Source organism: Paenibacillus sp. VT-400 (genome assembly GCF_001029205.1).
GTDB lineage: Bacteria > Bacillota > Bacilli > Paenibacillales > Paenibacillaceae > Paenibacillus > Paenibacillus amylolyticus.
This window is the reverse complement of the sequence record NZ_LELF01000047.1, coordinates 474987-496436: the sequence shown is the minus strand read 5'-3', so window position 1 is coordinate 496436 and position 21450 is coordinate 474987. Positions and strand designations below refer to the sequence as shown.

Annotated in this window: 19 protein-coding genes; 14 read left to right on the top strand and 5 right to left on the bottom strand. The window is 47.4% G+C overall.

Annotated features, from left to right (window positions below; translation table 11 throughout):
- Positions 1-57: 57 nt before the first annotated feature.
- From EL84_RS04585 to EL84_RS04575, 3 genes are all read left to right on the top strand, one after another.
- Positions 58-573: a DUF2179 domain-containing protein gene (locus EL84_RS04585; RefSeq protein WP_036606590.1), complete on the top strand. Its 516-nt coding sequence runs from the start codon at positions 58-60 to the stop codon at positions 571-573.
- 289 nt (positions 574-862) lie between these two features.
- Positions 863-2290 (top strand): hypothetical protein, encoded by a 1428-nt coding sequence (locus tag EL84_RS04580; RefSeq protein WP_047840866.1) that lies wholly within the window; start codon positions 863-865, stop codon positions 2288-2290.
- A gap of 326 nt (positions 2291-2616) precedes the next feature.
- Complete coding sequence (locus EL84_RS04575; protein WP_047840865.1) at positions 2617-3294, top strand: hypothetical protein; 678 nt, start codon at positions 2617-2619, stop codon at positions 3292-3294.
- Between the two features lie 75 nt (positions 3295-3369).
- Here EL84_RS04575 and EL84_RS04570 read toward each other — a convergent pair whose 3' ends face one another.
- From EL84_RS04570 to EL84_RS04560, 3 genes are all read right to left on the bottom strand, one after another.
- Positions 3370-4446, bottom strand: coding sequence for a substrate-binding domain-containing protein (locus EL84_RS04570; RefSeq protein WP_047840864.1), 1077 nt, complete (start codon positions 4444-4446; stop codon positions 3370-3372).
- A gap of 137 nt (positions 4447-4583) precedes the next feature.
- The gene (locus tag EL84_RS04565) at positions 4584-5768 is read right to left on the bottom strand and encodes a glycosidase (RefSeq protein WP_047840863.1); all 1185 of its coding nucleotides are present in this window, start codon (positions 5766-5768) and stop codon (positions 4584-4586) included.
- Entirely contained in the window at positions 5765-6955 is a 1191-nt protein-coding gene (locus EL84_RS04560; protein WP_047840862.1) for an AGE family epimerase/isomerase, read from the bottom strand. The genes EL84_RS04565 and EL84_RS04560 overlap by 4 nt, the downstream gene beginning before the upstream one ends.
- A 452-nt stretch (positions 6956-7407) precedes the next feature.
- On the opposite strand from EL84_RS04560, the gene EL84_RS04555 reads away from it, so the two are divergent.
- The 10 genes from EL84_RS04555 (at position 7408) to nikE (ending at position 18340) form a co-directional block, all read left to right on the top strand.
- Positions 7408-8721, top strand: a complete 1314-nt coding sequence (locus EL84_RS04555; RefSeq protein ID WP_047840861.1) for an ABC transporter substrate-binding protein — start codon at positions 7408-7410, stop codon at positions 8719-8721.
- 195 nt (positions 8722-8916) lie between these two features.
- The gene (locus EL84_RS04550) at positions 8917-9804 is read left to right on the top strand and encodes a carbohydrate ABC transporter permease (protein ID WP_017691677.1); all 888 of its coding nucleotides are present in this window, start codon (positions 8917-8919) and stop codon (positions 9802-9804) included.
- Positions 9805-9806: 2 nt separating this feature from the next.
- Positions 9807-10640, top strand: coding sequence for a carbohydrate ABC transporter permease (locus tag EL84_RS04545; protein ID WP_047840860.1), 834 nt, complete (start codon positions 9807-9809; stop codon positions 10638-10640).
- A 230-nt stretch (positions 10641-10870) separates the two neighbouring features.
- Positions 10871-11908, top strand: a complete 1038-nt coding sequence (locus tag EL84_RS04540; protein WP_047840859.1) for a glycoside hydrolase family 130 protein — start codon at positions 10871-10873, stop codon at positions 11906-11908.
- 5 nt (positions 11909-11913) lie between these two features.
- Entirely contained in the window at positions 11914-12756 is an 843-nt protein-coding gene (locus tag EL84_RS04535) for a glycoside hydrolase family 113 (protein ID WP_047841079.1), read from the top strand.
- A gap of 293 nt (positions 12757-13049) precedes the next feature.
- Positions 13050-14684: a nickel ABC transporter substrate-binding protein gene (nikA, locus tag EL84_RS04530; RefSeq protein WP_047841078.1), complete on the top strand. Its 1635-nt coding sequence runs from the start codon at positions 13050-13052 to the stop codon at positions 14682-14684.
- Between the two features lie 76 nt (positions 14685-14760).
- On the top strand, positions 14761-15705 hold the full coding sequence (gene nikB / locus EL84_RS04525) for a nickel ABC transporter permease subunit NikB (RefSeq protein WP_047840858.1): 945 nt from the start codon (positions 14761-14763) through the stop codon (positions 15703-15705).
- Complete coding sequence (nikC, locus tag EL84_RS04520; protein WP_047840857.1) at positions 15702-16532, top strand: nickel ABC transporter permease subunit NikC; 831 nt, start codon at positions 15702-15704, stop codon at positions 16530-16532. The genes nikB and nikC overlap by 4 nt, the downstream gene beginning before the upstream one ends.
- Positions 16533-16571: 39 nt before the next feature.
- A complete protein-coding gene (gene nikD / locus EL84_RS04515) occupies positions 16572-17378 on the top strand; it encodes a nickel import ATP-binding protein NikD (RefSeq protein ID WP_047840856.1) in 807 nt (268 codons plus the stop codon).
- Positions 17379-17539: 161 nt separating this feature from the next.
- Positions 17540-18340 (top strand): nickel import ATP-binding protein NikE, encoded by an 801-nt coding sequence (gene nikE, locus EL84_RS04510; protein WP_047840855.1) that lies wholly within the window; start codon positions 17540-17542, stop codon positions 18338-18340.
- A 483-nt stretch (positions 18341-18823) separates the two neighbouring features.
- Here the strand turns inward: nikE and EL84_RS04505 are convergent, their stop codons facing one another.
- Positions 18824-19402, bottom strand: a complete 579-nt coding sequence (locus EL84_RS04505; RefSeq protein ID WP_047840854.1) for an NAD(P)H-dependent oxidoreductase — start codon at positions 19400-19402, stop codon at positions 18824-18826.
- Between the two features lie 311 nt (positions 19403-19713).
- Positions 19714-20304 (bottom strand): TetR/AcrR family transcriptional regulator, encoded by a 591-nt coding sequence (locus tag EL84_RS04500; protein WP_036671691.1) that lies wholly within the window; start codon positions 20302-20304, stop codon positions 19714-19716.
- A 160-nt stretch (positions 20305-20464) separates the two neighbouring features.
- On the opposite strand from EL84_RS04500, the gene EL84_RS04495 reads away from it, so the two are divergent.
- A complete protein-coding gene (locus EL84_RS04495; protein ID WP_047840853.1) occupies positions 20465-21448 on the top strand; it encodes an aminoglycoside phosphotransferase family protein in 984 nt (327 codons plus the stop codon).
- Positions 21449-21450 lie beyond the last annotated feature (2 nt).

Genomic DNA, 21450 nt, shown 5'->3' with positions numbered 1-21450 from the left:
GAGTATATGCAGCAAAGGGCCAATTCCGTTGCGAAGGCCAGGAAAGAGGGATTGTGATTGTTTAAAATATTGGTATTTATCTTTTTGATCCAGATTGTCTACGTGTCCGCTTATACACTCCGGATGATTCTGACACTCAAAGGACAGAAATACATCGCCGCACTGATCAGCATGGGTGAGATTGTGATCTATGTACTCGGTCTGAATCTTGTGCTCCAATACCTGACTCAGCCTTCGGCCCTGATCGTGTACGCGGTGGGTTATGGACTGGGAGTGTTGCTCGGTGCGTGGATTGAAGAGAAGATCGCGCTCGGTTACGTTACCGTTAAAGTCATCTGTAACCAGATGGGCAATAACGTCGCGAATGCCCTGCGAGATAAAGGATATGGTGTTACTGCATGGGTGGGCAGTGGACGTGATGGAGATCGGCTTGTGATGGAGATTCTGGCAAAACGTAAAAACCAGAAATTGCTCTACCAGACGATTCTCGATCTGGACCCCAAAGCATTTGTTATTACTGTGGAGCCCAAACAGTTCCATGGCGGCTTCTGGACACGTTCCATCAAAAAGTAAAATCGAGCAGGTCTGCGGCAGATGCAGTCCTGCTTTTTTAATTTCATCCCATCTGGAATGTTCTTGTTACCTCGATGTATCCCTGAAACCTTACTCTCCAAGTTAACTCTGTACGATTCAAGGTTGCTTACAGTACAATTCCTTGCTGTACCAGCCATTCCTAACCACATGTGAGATACGGATTATTGTTGTAATCGCTTTCAACATTTACATTGAGAACATGTCCTTCGTACCTGGCATGGCAGCGATGGACGAATGTCATCATCATATATTGGGAGGAATGGAATCGATGAAAAGCAAATTTCGAAGCTTATGCAGCACAGCTCTGGCTCTAACGTTGGGGTTAACTTTATTGTCCGGCCCGGCAAGTGTGCAGGCAGCGGGTAACGCAGACTACAATCTTACAGGCTTCTCCCAAGGGAACATGGGCGGCGGCATCATTAGAGAATCAAACACAGCCACGTATAAGAAAGTGTATAATGCGACCGATCTGGCATTGGCGCTGAAAAAGAACTCCGGTGTCAAAGTTGTTGAGATCATGAACGATCTGAATCTGGGATGGAATGAAATTCCGAGCGCAGCGCAGACTTCTCCTTTTGCCAAGCATAATGATGCGCTGACACATCCCGTATTAAAACAGACCGGTGTTAGCAAGCTCACGATTGATGGTTTCAATGGACTCACGATTTTCTCCGCCAATGGTTCCAAGATCAAACACGCTGCGATCAGCGTGAAACGAAGCTCAAATGTCATCATCCGCAACCTGGAATTTGATGAGTTATGGGAATGGGATGAATCCACCAAAGGTGATTACGACAAGAACGATTGGGATTACATCACCCTGGAGGAAAACAGCAACGTGTGGATTGATCACTGCACATTTAATAAAGCCTATGACGGACTCGTCGATTCGAAAAAAGGAACCAGTGGCGTGACCATCTCCTGGTCCCTCTTCAAAGGGGATGACGGCAGCTCGAACAGCTGGGTTACCCAGCAGATTAACGAATTGGAAGCAAATAAGGCTTCCTATCCCATGTACAACTACCTGCGCAGCAGTGCTGTAGGTCTCAGCAAAGCCGATATTATCGCCATCTCCGGACCCCAAAAAAAAGGACATCTGGTCGGTTCGACCAGCTTGGAATCAGCTAACGCCAACCTGTCCATGACGCTGCACCATAATCTGTACAAAGATATTCAGGATCGGATGCCGCGCCTGCGTGGAGGCAACGCACATGCATACAACATCGTGATGGATTCGACAGGGGCACGTGCCGCTAAAGCCAAAATTACAACGGCGATGGCAACAGCGATTGCGTCCAAAGGTTATAAATTCGATATCATTGGCAATGGGGCAATCTCCACAGAGAGCGGAGCCGTATTGGTCGAGAAATCAGTCATCAAGGACGTGCTGTATCCTGTTCGCAACAATCAGACCGATCCGGCAGACCCAACCTATACCGGCAAAATCAGAGTGACCGATACTATGTATTCTTTGGATGGAAGCTCATTCCGTGGCAGCAGTGATACGTCTGGCAGCCCGTTGGCGCCAATCCCGGCCGTGGTGAAATCGTTCTCCTGGAACGGCTTCTCGTCACTGCCTTACAGCTATACCACAGATGATCCATCTACGTTGAATGCACGCCTCACGGCTTCCAATGGCGCGGGTTCCGGTAAATTGACCTGGTCCAAGGACAATTGGTTGAAGACAAGTTATTGATATCAAAGTACCCTGTTGCTTTTACGTTCTTCAAATAAGGAAAAGAGTGCTCCTGCAGCTACGATAGCCGGGAGTGCTCTTTTTATATGAATCGGCTCCATAAACAGTTTGGCGGGCCGCTTGAAAAGTGACTCCTTGTTAGGGTGGATCATCTCCAGCTACAGCATGTGTTAGTCTCGCCGGTGATCGTTGTGAATCTTTATTTATCTTCATTACCTTTGTGAGTAATTTATGACAAATTAACCATTTATACAAGTACGCCTTGTAATTTTACTTACCGGTAAATATAATTTATTAGAATTGACTCATAAGGATGGTGAAGCAGCTTGGATGTATGGATATACTCCGTACTTACTCTTGTTTATTTGATACTTGTTGTTTGGATGGCCGTCGATTTAACCCAGAGGAAGCAATGGCTCGCGTATTCCAGTTTTCAGCTATTTGTAGCATTCAGCTTGGCATATGACAATGGAATTATTGCTATAGGTAATTTGATAGGGGATGGGGAAGTGTTAATGGTCCTCAGTAGCCTTCGATTTTGGCTACATGCCTTTGCTACCCCTACCCTTATTCTTGTTGGCTACCATATCTTGCGCAGCTCAGGTGCCAAGTTTGCCAATAGAAGTATAACGAGTGTGGTGGCATGGCTGATAACTTTAGGTTTGGTTATCTACCAGATTGTAGGTTTTACTTTATCCGAGGTTAAAAATCTCAAGGTGATAGAAGAGTATGGAGTACTGAGATATATGGCAGAAGGTCATGGAGGTCCGCCGATGATGGTGATCATCGTGGGGATTGTTCTGTTATTTGTTAGCCTGGTCGTTCTTTTCAGACATAAATGGGTATGGCTGTTTGTTGGAACTGCCTTGTTGTTTGTAGGGCAGTTAATCTCCCTGCCAGTGGAAACCGGTACTTTAACCAATGTGTATGAGCTGATCCTCATCCTCTCGATTTGGAGAACGACTACATTTTTGATGGATTCAACAGATCATCGCCGTCGTTAAGCTCCAATGCATCAGAAAAGACTGGCCAGTAAGATAAAGGCCAGTCATCTGTGTTCGTTTATTTCATTTTTTTGTTCAAGTATCCATAGTATCTGATGAGGCAGACGCAGCACTTACCGATTCACGATAGATGATGTTGCCTTTCACATGTACACGGCCGAAACTGCGGTTTGGGTTGTCGACCTTTTTGAGCATGGACTGAACTGCCGTGCGTGCCATCTGTTCCACATCCACTTCGACGGTTGTGAGCTTGGGATCGGAGAGCGTGGCATAGATATCATTATCAAAACCAACAACAGAGCATTGGCCAGGCACCTGAATATCCATGGAAGTCAGTTTTTGAACGAGCAGATGAGCGACCTGATCACAGTTGCATACAAAAGCGGTTGGCAGCTGTTCCGGCAGATCAATCTCAATAAACGTACCCCGTTCATCCCGATCATTCAGAACCAGATCCGGATTCATCGGCAAGCGATGTTCCAGCAAGGATTTGTAGTACCCGAGGAATCGGTCCTGGATACTGCTCGTGGAATACAGGTTACCTACATAAGCAATGTTACGGTGGCCCTGCTGAACCAGATAGTTCGTCAGCTCATAGGCAGCGTAGAAGTTATCAGTAACGACGGAATCGATGTCCGAATGTTCATCGTAGAAGTCGAGAAACATTTTGGGAACTTCCATCGATCGCACCAGTTCAATATACTCTTTGCTGATCTGTCCGAGCACGATGAAACCATCGACCTTGTTATCGCTGTACAGCTTGGGCAGTGTTAATTCCTCCTCATCCTCCACATTCAGAATGTGCAGAATGCCGTAGTAGCCCTGTTCCTCCAGATGTTTGGTGATGCGCTGGAACACGCGTACATAGAACGACTGCGTAGGCCCGGTAAAACGCTCCGGGATAATTACGCCAATATTATGGGTTAAGCCTTCCTTCATCGAACGGGCAGCAGCATTATACCGATAGCCCATTTCAACAGCAAGCACTTTAATTTTTTCCTTTAATTCGCCACTCACGCCATCTTTATCATTCAATGCTTTCGAGACGGTCACACTGCTGACCCCGAGCCTGTCGGCGATATCCCGCATGGTGATATTGTTCTTCAGTATGGTCGCCTCCTTCAAGCCGGTATAGGCACAATGTGCTGTCATTATGAGTGTTTTCTCCGCGCATAATAACAATCCATATCAGTATACATCGTTACCCACTTGGAATAAAGCCATTCTGGCTGTTGTTTCGCTAATTTTCAGCACATTGCAGGTTTCCCTGAGAGGACGCTCTACCGATGTTACGTTAATTGTTTCTGTAAAAGCTTCTCATTCTGTTCAATCAGCTGACCCCGCTGGCTGGCACAATCCAGGGAACGATATGGATCAGCCGGTGTATTAAACGTATAATCGACTAGTTTTTCCAGCGTCGTTGTTGCCACATGACAGCGGGTATCACTGGATGCGTAATAGATAAAGACCTCGTCATTTTCGTTGACTACAGCACCATTGCAGAAAATAACATTGGACACATCGCCTACACGCTCATCGTCATAAGGGGCAATGAAGTGGCCGCCCGGCTTGGCAATAATACGCGCCGGATCATTCAGATCGGTGGCAAAGGTGTATAACACATAACGCAGGCCTGCCGCGGTGTTCCGAACACCGTGAGCAATGTGAATCCAGCCACGATCCGTCTTAAGCGGAGCAGGGCCCTGACCGTTTTTGACCTCATATACCGTATGATATTGCCGTTCGTCGATAATTGTCTCTTCATGAATGACAGGGTTCAAGATATCCTCACACAGACCAAAGGCGATTCCGCCGCCGCTGCCTGTGGAGATGAATCCGTCTTGTGGACGGGTGTAAAAGGCATACTTTCCATCCACGAATTCCGGGTGCAAAACGACATTGCGCTGTTGAGGGGAATTCGTTGTGATGTTGGGCAACCGTTCCCAGCTTATAAGATCCCGTGTACGAACCAGTCCTGCCTGTGCAACTGCGCTGGATGTATCAAATGCAGGAGCATCAGGGTCTTTGCGTTCCGAGCAATAGATGCCATAGATCCAGCCGTCTTCATGTTGAACAAGGCGCATATCATACTGATTGGTTTCATCCGCATCGATATCTTCCCAGACCAATGGTTTACCCGTGAAACGGAACCCGTCAATCCCATTGTCGCTCTCGGCGAGCGCAAAGATCGATTTGCGATCCAATCCTTCGGTACGAATAACCATGATATATTTGCCATTGAAATAGATGGCTCCCGGATTCAACGTTGCATTAATGCCCAGACGCTCCATAAAATGCGGGTTTGTCGTCTCATCCAGATCGAATCTCCAATGCAGCGGTACATGATGGCGAGTGATTACTGGATATTGGTACCGATCGTATATGCCGTTGTAAAAGGAAGAATTGATCTCATTAGGGCGAGTAAGCAACTGCTCCTGTTTCTCCAGTAACTCCTTGTATTTCGGGTGTATCATTCTGATCCCATCCTCTCAATTAGTTCAATACAGAATCTGCTATTGTGATACGGGCATTTCCACGGTCCAGCAATTTCGCTCTGATCCGGTGTACCGTTGCCGTCAACCGACCAGTACCATTCCCCACCAGCGCGCTGATCAATGATGTTTTCTTTTGTGTAGTCCCACAAGCGTTCCACTCTCTCCAGAAACAATGGATCACCTGTACGCTGATACGCGTTATAGAAACCGACCATCGCCTCGGCCTGAACCCACCAGATTCGCTTCTCATCGATATGTTCACCTTCTTGTTCATTGAGCAGGGAACCATCCGCATTCACGGCTACATTGGAAATGTTATAGGCGATATCTGTTACCATCGCTGCATACTCCAGATGTTGTTCCATCCCCAGAACTTTCAGTGCTTCGTCGATTAGCCAGCTGGCCTCAATGTCATGTCCGAACGAGCGGAGATCAATGATGGATTCCCACTGTTTGTTGAAAAATACCCCGAGAAACTTGGTGTTTTGGTCATACACCCGTTCATATAGAATTCCGAGCAGGCGTTCCAGCGCCGCCTTCACTTGTTGATCCGGCCACACGCGATAGAGCGTGGTGTAGGCCTCCAGCACATGGATATGCGTATTCATTGTGTAATCCGCAATCACTCCATTTTCGCTCAGCATTTCATTAGGCTGTTCCTTCCATGTGCGATCAAATTGTTCCTTGTACGCAGGTAGTTCGGCATCCAAACCTTTGTCCTCGATTAGAGAAAAAAGCGTTTTCGCAAGTTCCAATGCAGAAGCATCCCCGGTAGCTCGATAGTACTCACTGAGTGAATACACGCCGAATGATTGCGTATACACATGTTTGCTCGTGTCCAGTGCTTCCCCTGTGTAATCTACCATCCAGTACATACCGCCATATTCGGTGTCCATCACATGATCAGTGAGAAACCGATAGGCGTGCTCCGCGTGATCGCGCCATCTTTCGTTTCCGGTAACCCGATAGGCTGCTGCAAAAGTCCAAAGTTGCCGTGCCGTGGCGATCCCGCCTTTGGGCGCCTGTTGATTAACCTGAAGATCATTGCCGACCCAACCGTAGAATCCACCGTGGGTTGTATCTTTAAGGTTGGACCAGAAGGGTAAAATCTGCGTCTCCCAATGCTCCTTAATCTCAGATTGAAGTTCGGTTGTTTTTGTATTCATAAGTGAGCGCTCCTTCAACGTGTTACATAAATCTTAATATATAAATTGAACTAAAGAATATTTACACTGGCCACTCCGATGACAGAATAACCTTCCGATCGCTGTTATCCCCAGATTTTTTTGATTCCCTTTTTCAAAGGTGAAATTCCGGTGATAAAGGCGAAGCAGATGCTTCCGATGCAGCTTTCTTACAGAAAGCTTTTAGCTCCGCTTCTTCAGGTTCTTTCTGTCCTCTACGTTTCGTGTAAATGTTTAATCAATATATATAGTTAAGTTAACGGTAACTTTATTAAATAATATTAGTGCCCTGAAAAACAGATGTCAACGAATTAACTCGGAATTTTTCTTGTTAAGTTATAAATAATTTAATTGACAGGTAAGCGTTACCATAATAGAATTCATTTTGTAACCTTAACGATAACTTAATTAACTTAAGAGAGGGGTCGAAACAATTGAAAAAAAACAAAGGTTGGATGATGTTGCTGACGATGCTACTCATCACTTCGCTACTTGCTGCATGTTCATCCGGAGGTGGATCTTCGCAGGCAGGGGAGGAGATCAGTACAGATCCGGCAGATATCAAAGGTGAAATAACCGTTCTGACGCAACGGACAGATATTGTGGATACCGTGTTCAAAGACTATGCGGCTGAGTTCAACAAGGAATATCCCGATGTGAAAGTAAATTTCCAGGCACTGGCCGACTACGAAGGACAAGTAAAGATCCGTATGAGCACCAAAGATTACGGTGACGTATTGATGATCCCGACGAGCGTTCCGATCGCGGATATCCCGGACTTCTTCGAGCCGCTTGGCACGTACGATGAACTGAAAGACAAATACACGGCTATTGAAGAACGCATGGTGGATGGTCAGGTATACGGTATCCCTACCGTGATTACGTTCTCCGGAATCATTTATAACAAACAGGTCTTCAAAGACGCAGGCATTATGGAAGTTCCCAAAACACCGGAGCAATTCCAGGCTGCGCTTCAACTGGTCAAAGACAATACAGATGCGGTTCCGCTCTACACCAACTATGCATCCGGCTGGGCTCTCACCCAATGGGAATCGGATCTGCCAACCGTTGCAGGCAGTGTGGATTACGTTAACGTGGACCAACCGAACACAGATGAGAACTTTGTGCCTGGTCAGCCGCATTATGAACTATATAAAGTGCTCTTTGATGCAGCCAAGAACGGTCTAATCGAGAAAGATCCAACAACAACCGACTGGGAAAGCTCCAAAGCAGATCTTGCCAAAGGCAAAATTGCCACAATGGCACTGGGCTCTTGGGCCATCACACAGATCCAAGGTATGACGGATACCCCGGACGACATTGGATTCTTACCATTCCCAACCAATGCTAGTGAGGTTGTGGTTCCGCTCTCCGCCGACTATAACATCGGCATGAACGTAAACAGTGAGAATAAACCTGCTGCCAAAGCCTGGATTGACTGGTTCCTGGCGAAATCGAACTATGCAGTTGAACAGGGAGGCGGTATGGATGCAGACAAAAACGCGGAATTACCACCAATTTTGGATCAATATAAAGACGTTAAATTCTCCACGCTTACACCTGCCAAAGAAGGTCAGGAAGGTCTGGTTGACAAGATTGATAACGAAGGCGAAATCGGTCTCTGGCAGCCTGACTTCAAGAAACGCATTATCGAAGCAGGTATTGGGAACCGCAAGGAATCGTATGACGACATCATGAAAGATCTGAACGACAAGTGGGTCAAAGCAAGAGCAGAACTCACGAAATAATTGGATTAACGTAAGTGGATCAGGTGATGAATGGACTGCGGGGATATAGGAATCCATATATGAATGGAGCATGGAATATGTGGTATTTGAAAGCATGGTACCCATGCTCTTCCCCGGCAGTTATTCCGCAGGAATTCCATTGGACGGGAGTCTTTCGATATATAGGCGGGAGAACCGCTTGGAGGTGTGGAGAGCATGAAGTACTTAAAACTTTCGAATTGGGGCTACTCAGCGCAACGCATATTTATTATCTGTGCCTTCTCAATTATTCCGCTGGCGTTGCTGTTCACGTTTGCATACTTACCGGTCATCAACATGTTCAAATACAGTTTCACCGATTGGAACGGATACAGTAAAAGGTTCGATTATGTTGGCTTTGAGAACTACACGCGCATATTCAGTGATCCCGAATACTTCAAAGTATTTATTGTCAGCTTGTATTACTTCGTGGCTACGTTCTTACAGATGGGCTTGGCGCTTTACTTTGCCACCATTCTGAGTTTCAAAGTTCGAGGCAAAAACTTTTTCAAAGGCATACTGTTTTTCCCTTATTTGCTGAATGGGGTAGCCATCGGTTTTATCTTCCTCTTTTTCTTCAAACCGGACGGTACACTCGATATGCTCATGCATGCTGTAGGGCTGGGACAATACACGCAGCTCTGGCTCGGTAATCCGAATATTATCAACGTGTCACTCGCAGGTGCATCAGTATGGAGATACATGGGCTTCAACTTTATCATTTTCCTGGGTGCAATCTCCTCCATTCCAAAGGATGTGTATGAAGCATCCGATATTGATGGCGCCAATCGCTGGCAGCAATTCCGCCACATCATCCTGCCAAGCATTACACGCATCCTGCAGCTCAACCTGATCTTGGCGATAAGCGGCGCAATTAGTGCGTTCGATATTCCATATATCATGACCGATGGTTCCAACGGTAGTATGACATTTGTAATCCAGACGGTTCATTTGGCGTTTAAATATGGCAAGCTGGGACTGGCATCCGCCATGGCTGTGGTGCTGCTCTTAATCGTTATTCTCGTTACGCTTGTGCAGCGCGTCACCATGAAAGGGGAGGAATAAACGTGACACAACTCAAATACACCCTTGCGAGCGTGGTTAAATATGCTTCCCTGGTGCTTGCGGCGTTTATCGCGCTTTTGCCCATCGTGGTCATCCTGTTTGCATCTCTCAAAACGAATGCGGAATACGCCACCAGCAGCCCGCTTGCTCCACCAGCCAACTGGCTGAACTTTGCGAACTATACGAAGGCTTTTGTGGATGGCAACATGCTGGTTGGTTTCAAAAATACCATTATTATTCTGATCATCTCTATTATAGGAGCGACCTTAACGGGCTCCATGATCGCGTATGTGTTGGATCGGTTCAAATTCAAGGGCAAGAAAATCATGGTCGCGGCATTCCTGCTGGCTACGCTGATTCCAAGTGTTACAACACAGGTCGCCACATTCCAGATCATTAACGCCCTCGACCTGTTCAACACGCGCTGGGCAGCCATCGTGATGTACCTGGGTACAGATATCATCGCAGTTTATATTTTCCTGCAGTTCCTGGGCTCCATCTCAAGTGCACTGGATGAATCCGCCATGCTGGACGGCGCTTCGTACTTCACGATCTACTGGAAAATCATTCTGCCACTGCTGAAACCGGCCATTGTAACGGTCATTATCGTGAAGGGTGTGAACATCTATAACGACTTCTACACACCGTTCCTGTACATGCCGAAGACCGATCTACAGGTCATATCCACCGCCTTGTTCAAATTCAAGGGACCGTTCGGATCGCAGTGGGAAGTCATCAGCGCCGGCATCATGATCGCCATTATTCCAACGATGATCATCTTCCTGTTGTTACAGAAGTACATCTACAACGGCTTCGCGCAAGGCTCTGTTAAATAAAAAAACGAAAGGCTATATGAAATGCAGATGAGAATACACAGGAACGAAGAGGACAGAAAAAAGCTGGAGAAACGGAGTGTTCGCATTTATAACCGGATTTTTCCCTTGTATAAGGGGATCAAAAAAAATCTGGGGATAACGGCGATCGGAAGGTTGTTCTGTCATCAAAGTGGTCTAGTGCAATTTTAAGTATTCATTTCATAAAGCCTAACCGAAGGGAGAAATGAAAAATGTCAGTTGCTGAAACGAAAAACGTACACATTGTTGGGGATGCTTTGCCGAATATGCCGTGGGAAGCCAAACCGGAGGGAACGGAAGGCCCAGTATGGAGACATTCGGCGAACCCGGTGGTTCCGCGTAATCCGGTCAAAGGCATTGCCCGCATTTTCAACAGTGCCGTTGTACCGTATGAAGGAAAATTCATTGGTGTATTCCGCGCCGAAACCGTTAATGGCCGTCCGCATCTGCACATGGGGGCGAGTGAGGACGGTTTGGAGTGGACGATTGAAGAAGAACGCATTGCATTTGTAGATGAAAATGGCGATCCGTTTATGCCGAACTACGCGTACGATCCACGTTTGGTCAAAGTCGAAGACACGTATTACATCATCTGGTGTACAGACTTCTACGGCGCAGCACTGGGTCTGGCCAAAACAGATGACTTCAAAACATTTGTCCGCCTCGAAAATCCAATGCTGCCGTTTAACCGTAATGGCGTGTTATTCCCACGCAAAATCAACGATAACTATGTAATGTTGTCCAGACCAAGTGATAGTGGACATACGCCATTCGGAGACATCTTCCTGAGTGAAAGCCCGGATCTCGTGTATTGGGGCAAGCATCGTCATGTGATGAGCAAGGGCGGCCAAGGCTGGTGGCAATCGGTCAAAATTGGTGGCGGGCCTGCTCCGATCGAAACGTCCGAAGGCTGGCTGATGTTCTACCATGGCGTCACTGGGACCTGTAACGGATTGGTATATAGCATGGGTGCGGTAATTCTGGATCTGGATGAACCGTCCAAAGTGAAATATCGTTCCTCCAACTTTGTACTGACACCGGAAAAATGGTACGAAGAACAAGGCTTCGTTGATAACGTCATCTTCCCGTGTGCAACACTGCATGATGCCGATACCGGACGTATCGCCATCTATTATGGCGCTGCCGATACGTATGTGGGCGTGGCGTACACGACCATCGAAGAGATCGTGAACTATGTGATCGAGACGGATGAAGTCATCGTCGGAGATCATGAAGAGGGCAAGCTGTAATGCATATGGATTATATCAAGGGATTTACATTTGGCTGGATGAGTGGCAGGGGCGACTTCCGCAAGCCGGAAGCCAAAGAGTCTTTGCGTCTGATGGCAGAACGTACAGGCAGTTCTCATGTTATTTTTGCACTGGCGGCACATCAGGATCATCCGCAGGCGGTAGAGGTCAAGTATCGGGGTGCACATCTGGTGGAGGATGATGAACTGGTGGGCATGATTCGTTATGCCCGTACACTCGGGCTGCATGTCATTCTGAAACCAACCGTTAACTGCACCGACGGCACATGGCGTGCACATATTAACTTTTTTGATATCGATGTGCCTTGTGAGCCGAAGTGGAAGGATTGGTTCTGCAGCTACACGGCATTTCAGAAGCATTATGCAGGGATTGCAGAGCAGGAAAAGTGTGAGATGTTCATTGTAGGCTGTGAGATGGTGCAATCCGAGCGTCGGGATCAAGAGTGGCGCGAGGTGATCGCTGGTGTGCGTGAAGTGTATACGGGACTGGTGTCATACAACACGGACAAATATCAGGAAGATCATGTGAAGTGGTGGGATGCTGTGGACGTGATCTCTTCCAGTGGTTATTATCCCATCGGAGATTGGGAGGCACAGCTGGATCGAATTGAGCAGGCGATTACTCCCTACGGCAAACCTTTCTTCTTCGCAGAAGCAGGCTGTCCCAGCCGCAGTGGATCAGCCCAGGTACCAAACGATTGGGGACTAGAAGGCGAAGTCAGCGCGGAGGAACAAGAGCGTTTCTATGAGGCGATGTTCCGGGATTACGGCAAGCCAGCGGAGAAGGTGATTCGTCGGTTCTATGAGGGCATCGCTGTAGAAGTTTAAACGAGAAACAAGAAGGCGCATGAAGATGGATTTCAGTAATATATCTGCATATGTACTTTCGTGATTTCCATGCTGTGAGCAATGAATAACAGATTATGGTGGAGCTTATTTTTTTAGTCGTAATTCACATTCATGTCAAGAAGCCTTTCCTCCCATAGGAAAGGTTTTTTGGCTATTTTAGTAACAACACATACCATGTCGAATTTTGTTGACAAAAGGAGGGCTCCTGCCTATTCTTAATGGATGAATATGATAATCATTATCATAAAATAGAGAAAAGGGGTTCAACATTCATGTCTGTACAACATCGCAAATCTTCGGCCCTCACGTTGGCAACTATGCTCTTGTTGTTATTCGTTATTGTGGGTTGCAGCAATATAGGAAGTGGAGATGAATCCTCATCTGCTGCTTCGGTTCAAACGTCTACGAAGTCGATTACGATGTCATGGCCACGTGATATCGGTACAATGAATCCGCACACGTACAATCCTTCGCAATTATTTGCCCAATCCATGCTCTATGAGCCACTGATCAGTTACCAGAAGGACGGAAAACTGGAACCTGCGCTGGCAGAATCATGGACCATCTCCGATGATGGCAAAGTATATACATTTAAGCTTCGCCAAGGTGTGAAATTCTCAGATGGTACGCCATTTAATGCTGAGATTGTGAAAAAGAATTTTGACGCTGTGATGAAAAATAAAGCTACACATAGCTGGCTGGGCATTGTAGGTGTGCTCGACAAGACAGAGGTTGTGGACAACCACACGTTCCGTATGACACTCACAGAGCCGTACTATCCTGTTCTTCAGGATTTGTCTGTGGTTCGTCCTTTCCGCTTCCTGGGTGAAGCCGGATTCCCGGATGACGGAGATACATCCCAAGGCATCAAAGAGCCAGTTGGAACGGGCCCGTGGATGCTGGCTGATTACAAGCAGGACGAATATGCTGTTTTCAAACGCAACCCGAATTATTGGGGAACCGCACCGAAGGTGGATCAGATTACGGTTAAGATCATCCCTGATGCAGAAACCCGCGTGCTTGCTTTTGAAAAAGGTGATCTCGACCTGATCTATGGTGAAGGTATGATCAGTCTGGATGCGTTCCAACAGCTTCGTGACAACGATAAATATGTGAGTCAGCTGTCTGATCCGGTAGGTACGCGAGATCTGCTGCTGAATTCCTCCAATCCGAAGCTGTCTGATCTCAGAGTACGGATGGCGCTCCAGCAAGGATTTAACAAAAAAGCGATGGTGGAAGGCATCACTCTGGGTCTGGAAGAACCGGCAGATACGGCACTATCCAAAAACTACCCATACACCAATGTTGACCTGAAACCGATCGAATATAATGTGGAACAATCCAAAGCTTTATTGGATGAAGCGGGTTGGAAGATGCCTGCGAATGGTAGCGTTCGTGAGAAAGACGGCCAACAGCTTGAATTCGAAATGATTTTTGACAAGACGGACCCGATTCAGAAAGCGATGGCTGAGACCATTCAGGCGGAATGGAGCGAGCTTGGGGTTAAAGTAAACCTCACTGGGCTGGAACTGACGGTACAGATCAAACGTTTGAAAGCCAATGATTTTGACCTGTATTTCTGGTACAACTATGGTGCTCCGTATGATCCACATTCCTTCATTAACGTTGTAGCGAGCCCTGGATTTGGTATCTCTGAGACGCTCAGTGCCTTGCCGATGAAAAAGGAACTGGACGAGCAGGTACATGCCGCACTATCATCAACAGATGAGACGAAACGTCAGGAGCTGTATGGCTCTATCCTGACAACACTTCAGGAACAATCGGCGATTGTCCCCATCTCGTATGTTAAGAAAACGGCGGTATATCAGAAGAAAATTTCCAACTTTATTTTCCCGGCAAACCGTGATGAAAATCCGTTTGTAGGCATTGAGTTGGGCAATCAATAAGTAGTAAATACTTTAATTTCGGAAATAGTAAGGCCTTGGTAAGGTCTGTGTAGCTTGATAAAAGGGAGGAAGTTTGTTGATCAGTTATATCGGGAAACGAATGATCGCGATCATTCCTATCGTTTTTATCGCTACACTAGTTACCTTTGCGCTTATTCATATCTCACCGGTTGATCCGGCCGAGGCTTATCTGACAGCCGCTCATATCTATCCAACACCGGAGCTGCTTGCGCAAAAGCGGCATGAGTTCGGTCTGGATCAGCCTTTATTAACCCAGTATGTGCATACGATTCAGAAGATTGCCAAGCTCGACTTCGGTACTTCGTATCTCACCAACAAACCCGTATGGGATGAAGTGAAACTAAGGATTCCCGCTACGGCTGAACTAGCCTTCTGGAGTATGTTGTTATCCGCTTTGGTGAGTATTCCATTGGGAATACTGGCGGCGGTGTATAAGAATAGCTGGATTGACATGGTCAGTCGTGCGATTTCCTATTTTGGAGCATCTATTCCGCAATTCTGGCTCGGTTACTTGCTGATCTTCTTTTTCTCGGTGAAGCTGGACTGGCTACCTGTGGAGGGGCGTGGATCGTGGGAGAATCTGGTTCTGCCTACGATTACTCTCTCCTTGATTCTTATTGCGGTCTACACCCGATTGTTACGTTCCAGTGTACTGGAGCAATTGCAGGAGACATATGTACAGTATGCGAGAACACGCGGGATTCGCGAAAGAGTGATTATGCTCAAGCATGTCCTGAAAATCGCCATATCGCCCCTTATTACAGGAATGGGGATGAGTATGGGCAAGCTGCTCACAGGCACCATTATTGTAGAGCAGGTGTTTTCCTGGCCTGGGTTCGGACGTTATTTTGTCGATGCGATATTTAATCGGGATATTCCCGTTATTCAATGTTATGTCTTCCTGGCGGCCTGCCTGTTCATCGTATGCAATCTGCTCGTTGATCTGGTGCAGCTCGTTATGGACCCACGGATTTCAGCGAAAGGACGGGCAGAACATTGATAAACAAATGGCGTGCGGTATTTAAAGGGCAGAGAGCCATCCAGATATGCTCGGTGATCATATTGCTTTTCTTCGTGATCGCGTTATTAGCCCCATGGATTGCTCCTCATGACCCGGTGAAGGTGAATCTGTTGCAGAAGCTGGCGAGTCCATCGCTTGAGCATTGGCTCGGAACGGATCATCTGGGACGCGACAATCTCACTAGGCTGATGTATGGAGCGAGAGTGTCGCTTGGATTTGCTACCCTGATCTTCCTGTCATCTTTGCTCATAGGTGTCATTATAGGTTCAATCTCCGGTTACCTTGGTGGTTGGGTGGACAGTCTGTTGATGCGCTTGTGTGAAGGCATTATGGCGTTTCCGAATCTGGTGCTGGTGCTCGGTATTGTAGGGATCTTTGGTCCAGGTTTGATGCAGGTGCTTCTAGCACTCATGATGGTACAGTGGGTGTATTATGCACGTATCTGCCGGAACATGGTCGTTAGTCTGAAAGAACGGAACTTCATCGCAGCGGCGCGGATTAGCGGCTCCTCTTCGTGGACGATTATTCGGAAACATATCATCCCCAACGTGCAACGTCCGATCGTTGTGATGGGTACTCTGGAGATGGGGTGGGCGATTATGGATATATCTGCTCTGTCTTTCCTGGGACTCGGTATTCAACCACCGAATGCAGAATGGGGCGCTATGATTCATGAGGGGACAGGTTATATTCGCAGTCATCCGGAGTTGATGATCTACCCGGGGGCATTGATTCTGCTCGTAGTCATTACGTTCAACATTTTAGGAGAAGCGTTATCCGAGCGTTATGGCATTGCAAAAAGGTAGTGGTTCGGAATCGAAGGCATATGAGGGGTGAACGTAACGATGGATGATGCAGCGAAGGTACTCGAAGTTCGTGGTCTGCAAGTGAATCTAAGAACAGCGGAGGGTTCAGTCCCGTTACTGGAGCCCATTGATTTTGAATTAAAAAAAGGTCGTGTCTTCGGTCTCGTCGGTGAGAGTGGCAGCGGTAAGACCGTTACATGTAACGCGTTGCTCCATCTGCTTGATCCGCGCAGGATGGAAGTGTCGGGCAGCATCCACCTGAATGGACGGGAGCTTGGCTCGTTGTCAGGTGAGGAGATGCGGCGCATCCGCGGCAAGGAAATCGGATTTATTATGCAGAATCCGATGAATGCTTTTACACCCGTATATACGATTGGATCTCAATTCATTGAAACCTTGCGTACGCATACGGGAATGTCCAAAGCAGCTGCCAGGGAGCGGGCCATTGCTGCCTTGGCAGATATGAACTTACCCGAACCAGCTAAACTGATGAAGCGATATCCCTTCCAACTGAGTGGCGGTATGTTGCAGCGTGTGATGATCGCCATATCGATGTGCCTGCGACCGGCTTTGGTTATTGCTGATGAACCAACGACGGCACTGGATGTCGTGAATCAGTTCAAGGTGCTTCAGGAATTGGATCGGCTACGTACGGAGTATGGCACATCCATCTTGCTCATCTCCCACGATCTGGGCGTGATCTCGCAAATGGCGGATGAAGTCGCGGTCATGCAGAAGGGGCGAATTGTGGAGCAGGCGGATGTGTACCAACTGTTCGATCACCCGCAGCATGAGTATACACGGATGTTGTTAAATGCCAGACCCAGTATGTATTTAGGACGATAGCGAATGACAGATGAGTTGAATTGTTCAGTGAGTTTATGTGTAGAGCGGGAATACACTGTGTTTTGAGTGGGTAGGCGTAGAGGTGGAATGAACATGGTGATGTGTAATTTCAGCTTCTTCGGAGATTGCTTCTGCCAAGTACAAAAGAGGAGGGTGACCTGATGCTTCAGGTACGTGAAGTAAGCCATAGCTATGGCAAACGCAACTGGCTGGATCGTTCGGGAGCGCGTCCTCCTGTGCTGGCAGATATCTCACTTACGATCGAAAAGGGTGTGTGTCTGGGGCTCCTGGGTACGAGCGGGGCAGGTAAAAGTACCTTGGGTAAAATTATTCTTGGTCTGGAGAAGCCCAGCCAGGGTCAGGTTTTATTTCAGGGTCAGGATATCTATCGATCTAGCAAACCCGTGCTTAAGGGATTACGGCGCGATCTGCAGGTCGTGTTCCAGGACTGTTATTCGGCTGTGAATCCACTCATGACTGCCGCGCAGATCATCGGTGAGCCACTGGATAATTACGAGCGATTTTCGGCAAAAGAACAACTTCGTGTGGTCGGACAACTCCTCGAGCAGGTTGGACTTACACCAGAGGATGCAAACAAGCTTCCGCACCAGTTCAGCGGTGGCCAATTACAGAGGGTCAACATCGCACGAGCCATCGCGCTCAAGCCGAAGTTAATCGTACTGGACGAATCGATTAGCAGCCTGGATATGGTGCACCAGACACAAATCCTATCCTTATTGGCGGAGCTCAGGGCGTCCTACGGGTTGTCGTACCTCTTTATCACGCATGACATCCGGGCCGCCATGACGATCTGTGACCGCATTGCGGTAATGGATCAGGGCAGGATTGTCTATAGCGGTGATGCGGGGGATTCGGTGATGAAGTCGAATCATCCGGCTGTGCAGCAGTTGGTTACAGCTATTTTGCCTGAGCATCCATCAGGTCGTATTTCGTTTGGGTAATGGGTTGCTTGTATGGTTGTAGATGGGCAAGTCGCTAACGAACCGAGTGAGTGTTAAATGGCGATTTAGCGTGGAATGCAAAATGTAACGAACCTCAGTGAAGTTATTCCGGTGCAAACTAGTTTAAAACCTCCAAATGATACACAGATCGAGGAAATAATGCGTCTACGATTTGTTAAACCTCAGACTTATCGGAAATGGCGCTAATAACGTGTTTACGGTTCGTTAGACCATAATGAATGCTAAAAGGGTTGTCCCCTACGTCTTGAACAAGACGTAGGGGACAACCCTTTTTTGTAACTAGGAATAGGCACGTTTCTGCTTTCTGATATAAGTCGGACTATAATTACAATTGCACCATTCTTCGCGGATTACAGGACTACCTTCGAATTGCGTTTATCCCCAGCTCTTTGATTTAACTAACAACGTGAAAATCCGGAGAGAGTCCTATACTTTCGATGAGATTTTCTTGCAGAAAAGTGTTTACCCCATCTTCCGCCCAAGCTGTTCAATCTTATCCAGCCAATTCTTTCTCTGTTCATCGGACTTCTTCCCGACTTGATCTACAGTTGTTATCCGCACAGGTTTGATGCCAGTCAGTGCAAATGTGGAGATTTTCATCATTTTATGTGCGGGCTCACCTTGGAACCATTTGAAGTACCAGCTCGGACCATCCATCGTGGTGATCATGCGGGCGGTGCGGCCTTTGAGCAGTTGATCCGGGAATGGTTTTCCTTTTTGATACTTGAAGGCGTAACCTGGCATGAAGATTCGGTCAACGAAACCTTTCAGCAGGGCAGGCGGTCCTCCCCACCAGATTGGGAATACCCATACGAGATGCTCTGCCCATTTAATCGCCTCTTGGGCTTCCAGCAAGTCCGGTTCGAGTGGAAGTTTATTTCGGTATCCTCCCTCCAGATTCATGTTGAACGCCAACTCGTTCAGGGTGATCATGCGGACGTCGGCACCCGCCTGCACCGCACCTTTACGGTAAGCTTCGGCTAGTGCGCCGTTGTAACTGGGGGAGACGGGATTGCCTTGAATAATTAATATTTTTTTCATGGAAGATGACACGTCCTGACTATTTTAGTTAATAAACACTAACCTCATGTGCAAAAAGAAAAGGTCACGTATGACCCGGTAATCCATTCTTATATCCTAATGGTATGCTGACGATTCTCTTTTAGAAGTTGTTCAAAGAGTCCGCTTTTGATTACAAATCATGCCTAGCGGCATCATCAGCATCGAAGATGGGATTCAGCTGAAATAAGCAGAAACTTATGAAGGTTGTTTCCTTCGGAAACAATGTAGTTGCTCACGTCGTTTTCCCTACGCTCCGCTAATCCATTTCTAGCTTCATCCCATCTCCATTGTTACTCCTGGGGTACCTGCCCTAACATCGATGCAAGTCTGTGAACCGTTTCCCCCGTATAAGGTACTAACAGCTCCGGTAGTTCACCTTGCATACTGGAGACCGCCATACGTGTAATTGCACCGATCACCAGCACGGCTGTGAGCCGTGAATCCTGCTGAGGCAGTTCGCCCCGCATCATTCCCTGATCGATCAGATCCATTAACGCATCCAATGGCTGACGGTAATCCTCGCTGCTTCCGGCTTCAATGAATATTTCATGATTCTGTGAAATCAGCAGCAGTCCGTAGGGATCTTCATCATGCAGATGGAGAACCTCGGTAACCAGTTGCTTGAAGCGTTCCAACACCGGACCTTCCTGTCGAACATACCCGTCAATCAGTGCAGTATAGTCGACACAGTATTGGGTGAAGGCTTCTAGGGCAACGGCATCCTTGTTTTTAAAATGTTTGTAGATCGCCGCATCGGTTACTCCGGCGGCGTCACCGATCTCTTTGACGGATATGCCGTCAACGCCTTTGGTTGCGAACAAGCGCATCGCCGCTTGTAGGATATCTTTCTTTTTGCTATCCACATGAGATTTGTTCTTCATGATTGTATAGTAAGTGATTACTAACTAAAATGCAACAAGCACTTTTGAACCTCTGATTTGATACGCTGAATAAGCGCTTACGACCAAAGCTTGCAGGCTTGTGAGTGGCAACGTATGATGAATAGAAATCATAATCGGAGCAGCAGGAAGAACGAAATGGATGGTGGGTAGCGTGAACGAAGAGTTGGATGCATACAGCTGGGTGACGCCCGAAGGAATGCTGAATGATTACTATATAACAAGCCGTGAACAGTTGTATAAAGGAATGAACGGACGATATGTGGAGCGATTCACTGTTCCTAGCGGTGAAAGTTATATTTTCAAACCGTTGACGAATCCTGCACAGCATGGACGGGAACGATGGATGTACGAGCGTGTGATGTCTGGCTTAACACCGATCTATCCGCAACTCATTGCAGCGTCGGATCTTACCATTGCTCCAGCACAGAGCTGGATGATCTACGAGGATCTGGGGCAACTGGTACATGATTCGCAAGAAGCGACGATGCTCGGCGCAGCGGCACATATGGCAGCATGGCATGCATTGCCTGTTACGGATTGGAGTGAGCTGCCTCGCGTGGGCCAGAAACCGTCCATTCGCACAATGTTGGATGAGTTGCAAATGCATAGGCAATCTACCGATGAACTGTTATCCAGATTGGATATGCAGCTATCCGCATCCGATTGGGATAAGATCTCCAGGTTGATCCTCACGGCAGAGGAAGAACTTCCTACTGTTTTGTGTCACGGAGACCTGCATCCAGGTAACATGGCGGAGGTGGACGGCAGACTGGTCATCTTGGATTGGGAGCATGCCCATCTGAATACGCCACTGTGGGATATATATCACCTAGTTGATCTATCGCATCCGCTGTTTCCCAGAACGGTTACGTCTGCATTGCGAGAGCGGGTCGTGGATGTTTATTTGGACAAACTGGGGAGCCTGGGCGTGCAAATTGAACGGGTTTCTTTTGCAGAATGGTACGACGCTTATGCTATTGTATTCTCATTCTGGATGCTGCGTTTGATTGATGGTGACCTGAGAAGTGAGGAATGTGTGTGGCCGAAGGAACAGTTGCGTAACCAGTGGCATGAGACGGCAGCAACGCTGGAACAGTGCATGAAGCACTTGGATGAGGAATAGAA